The organism is Mesorhizobium sp. M7A.F.Ca.MR.245.00.0.0, from assembly GCF_003997415.1.
Taxonomy (GTDB): Bacteria; Pseudomonadota; Alphaproteobacteria; order Rhizobiales; family Rhizobiaceae; genus Mesorhizobium.
In genome coordinates this window covers 1-10,245 of the sequence record NZ_RZTE01000076.1, presented here as the reverse complement: position 1 = coordinate 10,245, position 10,245 = coordinate 1, and the positions used below count along the sequence as shown (strand labels likewise).

The following is a 10,245-nucleotide window of genomic DNA, read 5'->3' as shown; positions in this document are numbered from 1 at the left end:
GCATCATCGCGTTCCAAACATCGATCCATATCGTCCTCGAAAATCGGCTTTCGCTTCGAGGTGAATCCTTGCGCTGAATAAAAACCGCGCCTTCGACAACACCACCGCACTCTCCGTCACCGACGTCGGGGTAAATACTAACACTTGAGAAAGCAGGGAGTTCACGGTCGTCGTCGAACGTCTGACGGTGCAAAACGATGGCGGCCACCGCGTGCCCGGCTTCGTGATGCGCCACAAGCGGCAGATATTGGGAGGCTACATTCATGCGGTGCGGCTCTCAGGTCTAGTTTGCTTTTGCGCATAGGACCGCAATTGTCGTGCCAACTGGGAAAATCGTTTCGGGCAATGCGATCGCTCCGATAGCGTTGCGTCTCCTGTCTGACATTGTTGGGAAGTCGACACGCGCCCGTCGCAATGCGGTCGACCTTCCGCGCGAGTTGGGTGACCCGTGAAGGCGGCCGACCAGGACGATGTTGCGCTGATCGGCGACGAAGGCGCGGCCGGGCGAGATCGCGCATCAGGGGGTGACCGGCGTGTCGGCGAAGTCGAAGTCGTCGATGTCCTTGGCCAGCGGCAACTTGGCGACAGCGAACTGGTATTTGATGGAGCGGGCCTGCTTCTCCGATATCTCGGCCTGCAAGAGATCACCGACAATCCTGGGCGGCTCGTGCCGTCGCTTGATGGCGACGCGCCCATGATCTCGTCATAGGCTCTGCGCATTCCGTAGAGCTTCAGCGCTCCCATCAGTTCCAGTACCTCGGTGCGTTCCATGGCTGTTTGTCCTCCTGAGACTGTCATAGCGGGTGCAGTCGGCGACCGCTCGTGAGCTAGCTTCAGCGCTTGGGGAATGGAAAGGATCGTGCCCGGCGCCGGATCGCGGCTGCGGGCCAGGATGTTGAGAATCACCGGCGCCGACGATGCACCGTGCTCGATGGCTTCCTGACAGGCGGCCTCGACCGCGCTCAATCCGTCGGTCAGCACCCAGGTGAGGATCAACACCATCTGCCGGTCGACGTCATCAACCGCCTTGAGCTGCGCCGCACCTTCTCCATTGCCGACCGCACGACCCAGCCAAGGAACGGCGCGCGCCGTGTGCCAGGGATCGTAGACGACCTCGTTGCGGCCAAAGGAGCGAACGTGTTCTCCCACGACCACGCCATCCTCTGGCGGATGCGATCCGATCGACATAAGCATGGATCTCGATGGGCCGACCGACGGCACTCGACAGCACCGAGTATTTGTTGTTGTCGAAGCGCACCGTGCAGGTCTTCGACACCGACGGGGGAATGCAATGGAAGCCGTCGAAGCGACCGGCAGCCGCTCCCGCTGCGGCTTGGCCGCATTCGCCGACAGCAGCCGGTCCCGCGTCTCACGCCGAGCTCCCATGCGGGGATAGGGCTGGTGCTTGCGCTCGTAGCGGAACTGCGTCTCCTCAGAACGCAGGACCTTGCGCACCACCTTGCGCGAGATCTTCAGCTCGCGGCAGATCGCTTTGATCGACTTCCCCTGGACCAGCGACAGCCGACGTATCTTTGCAATCGTCTCTAAAACCAACATCCAAAACACAAATGCCTCCGATCAAGCCGGAGGCATCTTGATGACCCCATCGTTAAGGGGTCCCGTTTGGACGAAAATCACCCTTTAAACAGGGTCCCCATTCCACGAAAAATCAATGCACTACCTTCCAAAGCTGCGAGAGATCGCCACCGACCGCTTTGAAGGGGCTTTCGGCGGTCTCGTCAGCGAGGTTGTGGCATGAAGAAACATCAATCCACAGCATTGGGCCGAAGCATGCCACGGGCTCATGCCGCGGGAGAGCGGGAAGATATTCTTGAAAGAAGCGGTCTCCGACATCAATACCGACAGGATGGGCAGCTTTCTCACATCACTTGAGGTCGAGCGTGGCAGTTGCGACCCGCAATGCAAGGCTGGCGGCGATGCATGCCTTTGCGCGGTTCCTGATTTCGGAGCACCCCGAATATTAGGATACGCTGCAACTGGTGGTGACACTTCCCTTCAAGAGGGCGCGTGGGTGGCACCTGTCGGATATCTCGATGAGCCCGGAAATCAAGAGCGTCCTGGCGCGTATCGACCGCCGCACGCCTTCTGGACAGCGGGATTACGCTCTGTTTTCGCTGATGTTCAATACGGATGCACGAGTTCAGGGATCCTGAATCTTCGATTGTGACCTTCGTCTGGTATCGCCCTGTCCCGCCGAGCAAAGCAACGACCGCCCCACACTGCTCACCCGGTTCGGTGTTCGATACTTGCTGCGCACACATGGCTGCGGGCGAAGGAACCACCATGGCGGAAAAGAGCATCCATCATCGCCCTTTGCGGGACACGACGGCCATCCACCTCGTCAAGGCGGGTGTTGACATCGCCACCATCAGTCGATGGCCAGGCCACTCGGGCTGAACTAACGATGCGCTACGCCCAGGCCGGTATCGATATGAAGCGGCAAGCGCTCGAACAAGTCTTCCCCGACGTGATGTCATCGGCAAAAGATCAGACGATCATCGCTTTGATGGCTGGATGTTTGGCTGGCTGCACCGCTTGTAGACGCTCAGTTATGTGGAGTTGTATCGCGGGAAGTCGCGCGTCTTGGTCTTTTGCGGTGTCAGCTCAACATCTCTCCGCAGTGCACGTTGTCACTGTTGAAGAGCCGTTTGTTCAATCTTCGTCCTGGCACGGCAAGGGTTGTCCATATTGTGGCGTCTTGCGCTTGCCGAGCTTGTCCGAAATCCAGCGCCGGATCAGGCGTGAACACTGTTGCGTAGTTCGTCAGCCAGAGCGCGGAGAACGTCGGCGCTTCCTTCCAGCGCCGTAAAAGCGTAGGGATTGAGGAACTGTCGGCCCCAGAACAGATTGCGATCTATGCCGGATAGCGTAGCTTCCTCGCTGACACGCGGCCAATTCTCCGCAATGCATCGGAGCTGGCCTTCAACAATCGCAAGAGCTTCCGGCGCGCTGAGCAGGAAGTGATGCGCCGCTTCAAGGCAGGACGCTATCCGGCTCATGCGGTTATTGCCGCTGATGAGCATGGCCTGGCTGGCCTCCTGGCCACTGCGGGCCTGCGGACAAATATCGTACGCAGGCGTGAGGGTGAGCTTAGCCCCGTCCCAGAATGCCGCATGGTTGCGGGCATGATCGTCGGTGTTGCCGCAAAGTATGTTGAAGACAATGCGGCTGAACAACTCGCGCAGAGTTTCCGACGGCGCGGTGAATCGGTGGCGAATGATCTCCGCCAAATCCTGGTAGCTGGCGTAACGCGCCATCATCTCATCGAGCGCGAGCATCGTCAGCGCTGAGACCATGGATTTGCGTTGCCAGCCGCCCGTGACCTTGATCCGGTCGAATCGCTCGACGAGCAACACGTCGTTGCCTGCGGCGCGAACGAGCGAGACGGATGCCGCTCTGATGCCGCACAAGGCGGCAAGCCGCATGGCTATGAATTCTCCTTTGACGACGCTGTAAAGGTCGGCAGACGAGGAAAATTTCGCGACATGCTTGACGGCGTCATCCTCGATCAGCGCCTTTGGCCTTGCGCCGCCGATCGAGCTGCCGTGATGCAGCGCCTGATCTAATTCGGGGGTGAGCGGAATACCTTTCTCTACCCGCTCCGCCGATTGGACAAGCTCTTCGAGAGTGGCATTGGCCAGTGCGCGCGGCTCGTAATGCGTGGGCGAAAACTGAAAATCGAGCGCGCCGATGCGGTCCGAGCCTGATTCCAGCAAGAACGTCAGTTCTGAAATATCGAGCCGCGCGATTTCATCGCCCTTCACACCGAATTTGCGGTTTAGGATAACCCGTCGTCCCCAGGCATCAGGGGCAGCATCGCGGATGCATCCCGGCATGGTTAGGCCAGGAAGCAAAGGCAATTCGCCTGCCTTCAGGGGCAGTTCCGGGAGATAAAGCGGGATCGCGCTGCCCAGTTCACGAAAGCTCCTGCCATAGTTGAAGCTGACGAGTCCGTCATGGGCATATAGCCGCCCGGCGACAACCGGCGCGGTCTCGCCCGGCAGCCAGACCCAGACATAGGCTTCGTCGTACTTGGGGACCTTAGAACTCATCGACGATCTGCTTGCTGGCCTTGTAGACGTGCTTCGGCAGCAGCGCGATGCGATCGTCCATGCGGCCTGTGAGGGCTGTGATGCCCTTGCCGTCGGCATCGAACAGCTTCACACCGACAATGGCAGCAGCTTCGAACATCAGTCCGATTTCGACTTTGGGATCGCCCTTCTCGATGCGCTGCAGGGTGCTGCGTGAAACACCGATTCTCTCGGCTAACTCCTGTGCGGTTAACCGGTGCTGCATCCGGCCAAGCCGGATGGTCTTACCGAAAAGGCCAAGCGCTTCCATCGCGTAGCGCGAATAGGTGCGTTTATACGTTGCCTTCATTCGGGTCTCTGTGACCTATGCATGATCCATATCGCCTTCTTTCGAACTTTATATAGGTAATGTCACAGAGCGACTGCCAAAGTCAAGACTCCGTATCGCAAGCGTTACCCATCCGAACGAGGAAGGCGGATATTGCCTACGGCTCCTGCACAACCGGCCAGCTCTGCGCCCCTCGGGCGAGGCGGAGATCTGGCGCTGGATCGCGGACAGCCTTGAGACGCCTCGCATGAGTCATTCATGGGCGGTCCCTGGTGCGAGGCCGCGGCGCTCGACTGCTGGCCGACATTCTCGGTGGCGGGACCCGCAGCCGGCTACACCAGCACTTTTCGACCGCATACGCGCCCAGCTTCTCTCCGAAATCATTGCCAATGAGCGCGAACCTCATGCGATCGCCGAGCTGGCCTGGCGGCGCGGAATCTACGGCACGCATCCGTATTCGAGACCGCCCAAGGGAGCCTGACTAGCGTAACGCCCTCCGATCTAAGCGCCTTCCACAAAGCCGCTTTCGCACGCGACGGGCTGCATGTGGCGGTCGTAGGCGACATAGATGCCAAGCCCTGAGAGTAAGGCTCTACCAGCTGTTCGGCGATTTGCCTCAGAAACTGGCGCTTGCCGGCGCGAACCAGTGGTATCGCGAGGGCGAGCACGCCGAGCGCTTTTCCTCCGCCCTCCACTGACCACAGACCCGCACGCAACGAAGCCGCGCTCGATCTTATTGTGGCGTGGCTAGGTGCAATGTTTGCTCTCGCCATCAGGCCGGCTTTCCCGATGGCGTGGTCAACCTGATCTATGCGTCCGAAGGTGATCGCGTGGGCCGTGAACTCTGCACCAATTTCAAGATTCAAAAGATCAGCTTTACCGGTTCGAACGAGGCCGGACGGCTGCTGATGCGTCAGTGCTCTGACCAGATCAAGAAGGTCAGCCTTGAAACCGGCGGCAATGCACCTTTCATCATCTTCGATGATGCCGACATTGACGGTGCTGTTGACGGTGCGGTCCAGGCGAAGTTCCGCAATGCCGGCCAGACCTGCGTTTCCGCGAACCGCATTTACGTCCAATCGAGCGTTCACGATGAGTCCGCCGAGAAATTGTGGAGAAGGTCCGGCACTTATCAGTGGTCCGACGTCTACTCCCGGAGCTAAGCCGTCGCCAACCCAAGATCGAGTCCCACATCGCAGATGATAATTCGATGCGGGGCCGAACGATAAATATGCATGCTTTGGCCACCCCGAGGCAGGGCTCATTGAGATGATCCGACCGCCTTGGAACAAAGATGGGGTAGAGCAGATGAAGCGTTGGCAGCGTGTCTCCATTCGACGCGAGCGCTGAGGATGGGATCACGATCATTCGCATCACGCGCAGCCGCAAGGGCGATGCCATGGCTACTTTGGAATCGTTGAAGTGGTTTGAGCCGGACAGTCACAAATACACCCGTTACGCCGCGGCTCAGGAAACGGGGCGGCGTCCGGCGGTGGAGGTGCTCGCTGACTTAAAAAGGGTGCGGGCAGTCGTTGCGCTTGAGAGCGACGACATTTGGGATCCGGCACGGGGTGACCTGCTGCCAATCGGCAGTTAACAGGGTCCGACAAAAGTGTGCACAACATGCTGCTGAAGTGGCCTCCGGAAGCGCTACCGGAAGTTACGCGTCTTGAACTTGATAGGGTCGATATGGTCATACTGCATCGACGATGTCGCGCCCCTTCGGCATGCCGCGCGGATCGATGCCCGATCCGCCGTGATGAGCCTCGTCCCTCGGCCGTGCGGCAACGGAAACGGCGTCTTGCGGTTTCCCACGCTGGCCAGCCCGGCCGACAGATCGGTCAGCTCGTGGGCGACGAGGTGCACCACCTCCTCTTCCGTCGGATGCGTCCGCGGACGCCGAGCATGGCCGAAGCAAGAAGCACGCGCCGGAATTTCTCGAGAGATCTTGACCCAGACGACGACGTTTGCCGCACCCGTCTCATCCTCCAGAGGAACATGAAGCCTTTGGCCGAGCCCGGCCGCTGCCGGACCAGCACCAGGCCGGCGGCCTCGAGCCAGCTTCTGCCTCGCGCCTGCATAGCATCCTGACAGGTCACGGTGCGGCGCCGGTTAGGCGGCACGCCGATTTTGGCAACGCTAGCCTGTGAACTGAAGAATGAAGGTCGGACTTGCGGCACATCGATTAGGTTCAAATGATAAGTTGCTGCCCGGCGAGGTCGTTTCAGCGCATCTCGACTGGTGGGTCGGCAAGACAATGCGGAACGGAAATGATCGCAGGCGTAAAGGACGGCTTTCGGGGCCGGAAGCTTCAGGCCTGGAACCGGACCCCAGTTTGGCGCAAGCATCGTGGCCTCCGCCCGGTCAGGCATTCACCGGCTCGCGAAATGCCAATTGATTCTGCTTAACCGGGCATGCCTAAACGGCCACTTGCGTTCCGATCTCGACCACACGTCCGGTCGGGATCTGGAAATACTCCGTCGCGTCGGCGGCCGTGCGCGCCAAGCCGATGAACAGCTTGTCCTGCCACACCGGCATGCCGGAGTTGGGTGACGCCTTGAGCGAGCGACGCGACAGGAAGAAGGACGTCGTCATGATGTCGAACTTCCAACCCTGCTTGCGGCAGATCGCCAGCGCACGCGGGATGTTAGGCTGTTCCATGTAGCCGAAGGTCAGTGTCACCCGCATGAACAGCTCATTGATCGTTTCCATCTTGATCCGCTCGCTGTCGGGCACCACGGGCTGCTGCGCCGTCACCACAGAGAGGATGACGTTCTGTTCGTGCAGCGCCTTGTAGTGCTTCAGGCTGTGCATCAACGCGGTCGGCGCACTGGCGGGATCGCTGGTCAGGAACACGGCCGTACCGGACACCAGCTGCGGTTTCTTCTTCAACAGATTGCCCGCAAGGAAATCGAGCGGAATCTGGTTCCTGCGCGTCTTGTCAAATAGATACCTGCTGCCTCTTATCCAAGTCCACATGGTCATCACGATCACTGCGGCAATGGCAAGCGAGGCCCAGCCGCCTTCGAATACCTTGACGATGTTAGCTGCAAAGAAGCCGGTATCGATGAAGACGAACACCGCCATTAAGGCTATCGCGACGCCGAGCGGCCATTTCCAGATGCGCGTCATCACAACAAAAAGCAGTATGTTCGTCACCAGCATATTGCCGGTCACCGAAATACCGTAGGCCGAGGCCAGCCGGCTGGATTCGCCGAAGCCGACCACCAGCAGCATCACCACCAGCGCCAGCATCAGGTTGATGCGCGGCAGATAGATCTGGCCCGACTGTTTTTCCGACGTGTGCTGGATGACGAAACGCGGCAGCATGTTGAGCTGTACCGCTTGCCTGGTCAGCGAAAAGGCGCCGGAGATCACCGCCTGGCAGGCGATCACGGTCGCCGCCGTGGCAAGCACGACCATCGGAATAAGCGTCCAGCCCTGGTTCATCTCGAAGAACGGATGACCGACAACGCCGCCATTTGCCAGCACGAAGGCGCCTTGCCCGACATAATTGAGCAACAGACAAGGGAACACGATCGCCAGCCAGGCGAGCACGATCGGCTTGCGGCCGAAATGGCCGAGGTCGGCGTAGAGCGCCTCGGCTCCGGTGACGGCGAGGAAGACTGCACCAACCGTAACGAAGGCGACGTCAGGCGAGTTGACCAGGAACGACACGATGTAATGCGGGCTGATTGCCAGCAGGATTTCCGGGTCGTCCATGATGTGGTTGAGCCCGGAAAGGCCGATGGCCAGGAACCACAGCGCGGTAACGGGTCCGAACACCAATCCTACGCCGCCGGTGCCAAACCGCTGTACCGCAAACACGATCGCCAGGATGGCCAGTGTCAGCGGCACCACATAGGGCTGGAACGTCGGCGTGACGACATTCATACCTTCGACCGCCGACAGTACCGAGATTGCCGGCGTAATGACGGCGTCGCCAAAAAAAAGCGCCGCGCCGACGATGCCGATGCCGATGCCGAGGATCACCGCAGAGCGGGTCGGGAAACTGTTGCGCGCCAGCGCCATAAGCGACAGCACTCCGCCCTCGCCTCGATTGTCGGCGCGGAGCACGAACATGATGTATTTGATCGTCACGGTGATCGTCAGGGACCAGATGATCAGCGAGAGTACGCCGAGGATGTCGCCACGGCTGGCGACGTTGCCACCCGCTGATGCATGCAACGCCTCGCGAAATGCATAGATCGGGCTGGTGCCTATATCGCCATAAACGACACCTAGTGCGCCCAACATCAGCGCCTTGGTGCTGTGCTGCTCGACCTCAGAATGGCTCGATTGTTCGACAGGTTCTGCCTCGTTACCAGCATTGGTAAGGGCCATGGACGACACTCCGATAAGCGCGCGGTGCTCTACGCTTGCTGCACTGCAATATCAAGTTCCGTCACGTAATGTCTGCCGTCTCGCCTGTCGTTGCTCGCCTTGGTAGACTCGCCAGCCCGCAGCCCTACCGAGCAGCAATAGCGCCCCGGCAGAACCCTCAATCGCCCAGATCAATGAATGGTTATCGCCCACAGTGCCCCCCCGCGATGCGGCCGATGGCGACCAGGGTGTCGTGGGCGCACAAGGATGGCGCTTTCCTGATGACGCCGTGCTCCAGGTGTGATCGCACCGTTGCTGCGCAAGCCATTTACTTGCTCGTCCCAGCGAGAACCGTGGCCAACTGGAACGCAGGGCCACGCCGCTCACCGGCCGCACTTTGCGGCGCAGATAACGATTCGATCTCCCCGGCGAGATTCTGGTTGAAGAAGCCACCAAGCTTGTCGAAGGACACACGGTCGTAATATCGACATGCCAGTATCCGCAACCCAGAAAAAGCTCCTTCGGCTCCGCTGCGCGCGCCACGAACAACCCGATCTTCTCTGCGAAAGAGGACGCCGTAATCCCAGGTTGAAGCCAAACCGGGGGGCGGCCGTGACGTATGCTACACAGGCGAAGGGCTAGGAGGCGGGTTCGGTGAGGAACGGCATTGATGTCCACGCCGTCTCCTGGAAAGACAGAGGAATGCGGTGTCACCGCCAGGCGCCGGAGGTTGATCCGGTGATTAGGAGGAGCACTCGTTGTCGGATTCTCGACGATGTCGGACATCTGACACAACGCTGCCAGAGCGATCGCATTTTCCGAAACGATTTTCCCAGTTGGCACGACAATTGCGGTCCTATGCGCAAAAGCACTGCGATGCCGCACCGACTGGAAGAACTCATCAATGATCACGCTTTTCGAACATGTGGGCGCCGCTACCAACACTAAGCGTTCCCGATCAAACGGAAGCCTCTATCCCTTCTTTCTGAAGGCTGTCCGGACATGAACGCATTTGATGTCCGTCCAACGCTGGATGCTCCCGACGACGATCTCTATCTTTGGCTTGAAGATGTGGAAGGCGAGCGGGCACTTGCCTGGGCCGCCGGCCAGTCGGCAAAGACCCTGAAGCACTTCAGTGGAACGCAGTTCGAGCGCGACCGCGCGACTCTGAAGGCAGGCCTGTTCCCTAAGCGGCGTCGCATCTCCCCCGGCCGAGTCGCATGGCTTGAATCCGATATCAGGGCTTGGATGGAAACTAGACCTGAGAGCCGCACCGCATGAATGTAGCCTCCCAATATCTGCCGCTTGTGGCGCATCACGAAGCCGGACCCGCGGTGGCCGCCATCGTTTTGCACCGTCAGATGTTCGACGACGACCGTGAACTCCCTGCTTTCTCAAGTGTTAGTATTTACCCCACGCCGGTGACGGAGAGTGCGGTGGTTTTGTCGAAGGCACGGTTTTCTATTCAGCGCAAGGATTCACCTCGGAGCGAAAGCCGATTTTCGAGGACGATATGGATCGACATTTCCAACGCGATGATGC

7 protein-coding genes and 4 pseudogenes are annotated in these 10,245 nt (G+C 59.6%); 4 read left to right on the top strand and 7 right to left on the bottom strand.

Annotation, left to right across the window (positions count from 1 at the left end):
* The 5 genes and pseudogenes from EOB80_RS34930 to EOB80_RS33780 all read right to left on the bottom strand — a co-directional run.
* A partial coding sequence (locus tag EOB80_RS34930) for a hypothetical protein (RefSeq protein ID WP_206516866.1) occupies window positions 1–265 on the bottom strand: 265 nt, incomplete at its 3' end.
* Between the two features lie 192 nt (window positions 266–457).
* Window positions 458–771 (bottom strand): annotated as a pseudogene (locus EOB80_RS33795) (ATP-binding protein); the annotation flags it as partial.
* A gap of 10 nt (window positions 772–781) precedes the next feature.
* A pseudogene (locus EOB80_RS35770) lies at window positions 782–1,315 on the bottom strand (IS21 family transposase); the annotation flags it as partial.
* 1,441 nt (window positions 1,316–2,756) lie between these two features.
* Entirely contained in the window at window positions 2,757–4,073 is a 1,317-nt protein-coding gene (locus tag EOB80_RS33785) for a HipA domain-containing protein (RefSeq protein ID WP_127206482.1), read from the bottom strand.
* Window positions 4,063–4,401 (bottom strand): helix-turn-helix transcriptional regulator, encoded by a 339-nt coding sequence (locus tag EOB80_RS33780; RefSeq protein ID WP_236383572.1) that lies wholly within the window; start codon window positions 4,399–4,401, stop codon window positions 4,063–4,065. The genes EOB80_RS33785 and EOB80_RS33780 overlap by 11 nt, the downstream gene beginning before the upstream one ends.
* Window positions 4,402–5,153: 752 nt before the next feature.
* On the opposite strand from EOB80_RS33780, the pseudogene EOB80_RS33770 reads away from it, so the two are divergent.
* Together EOB80_RS33770 and EOB80_RS33765 are read left to right on the top strand one after the other, a co-directional pair.
* Window positions 5,154–5,489, top strand: a pseudogene (locus EOB80_RS33770) (aldehyde dehydrogenase family protein); the annotation flags it as partial.
* A 215-nt stretch (window positions 5,490–5,704) separates the two neighbouring features.
* Entirely contained in the window at window positions 5,705–5,977 is a 273-nt protein-coding gene (locus EOB80_RS33765) for a hypothetical protein (protein ID WP_127266913.1), read from the top strand.
* Window positions 5,978–6,030: 53 nt separating this feature from the next.
* Here the strand turns inward: EOB80_RS33765 and EOB80_RS33760 are convergent.
* Both EOB80_RS33760 and EOB80_RS33755 read right to left on the bottom strand, forming a co-directional pair.
* Window positions 6,031–6,491: pseudogene (locus tag EOB80_RS33760) on the bottom strand (OB-fold nucleic acid binding domain-containing protein); the annotation flags it as partial.
* 307 nt (window positions 6,492–6,798) lie between these two features.
* Window positions 6,799–8,724: a potassium transporter Kup gene (locus EOB80_RS33755; RefSeq protein WP_127332304.1), complete on the bottom strand. Its 1,926-nt coding sequence runs from the start codon at window positions 8,722–8,724 to the stop codon at window positions 6,799–6,801.
* Between the two features lie 981 nt (window positions 8,725–9,705).
* Between EOB80_RS33755 and EOB80_RS35940 the strand changes: the two genes are divergently transcribed.
* A complete protein-coding gene (locus EOB80_RS35940; RefSeq protein ID WP_127309512.1) occupies window positions 9,706–9,984 on the top strand; it encodes an AlpA family phage regulatory protein in 279 nt (92 codons plus the stop codon).
* Window positions 9,981–10,245: hypothetical protein (locus EOB80_RS34925; RefSeq protein ID WP_206516865.1), on the top strand; the 265-nt coding region annotated here is incomplete at its 3' end. The genes EOB80_RS35940 and EOB80_RS34925, both read left to right, overlap by 4 nt.

What these genes read in the sequence shown, in the direction of transcription:
- EOB80_RS33785 (WP_127206482.1), bottom strand. Translation starts at nt 4,073, where the DNA reads ATGAGTTCTAAGGTCCCCAAGTACGACGAAGCCTATGTCTGGGTCTGG.
- EOB80_RS33755 (WP_127332304.1), bottom strand. Translation starts at nt 8,724, where the DNA reads ATGGCCCTTACCAATGCTGGTAACGAGGCAGAACCTGTCGAACAATCG.
- EOB80_RS35940 (WP_127309512.1), top strand. Translation starts at nt 9,706, where the DNA reads ATGAACGCATTTGATGTCCGTCCAACGCTGGATGCTCCCGACGACGAT.
- EOB80_RS33780 (WP_236383572.1), bottom strand. Translation starts at nt 4,401, where the DNA reads ATGAAGGCAACGTATAAACGCACCTATTCGCGCTACGCGATGGAAGCG.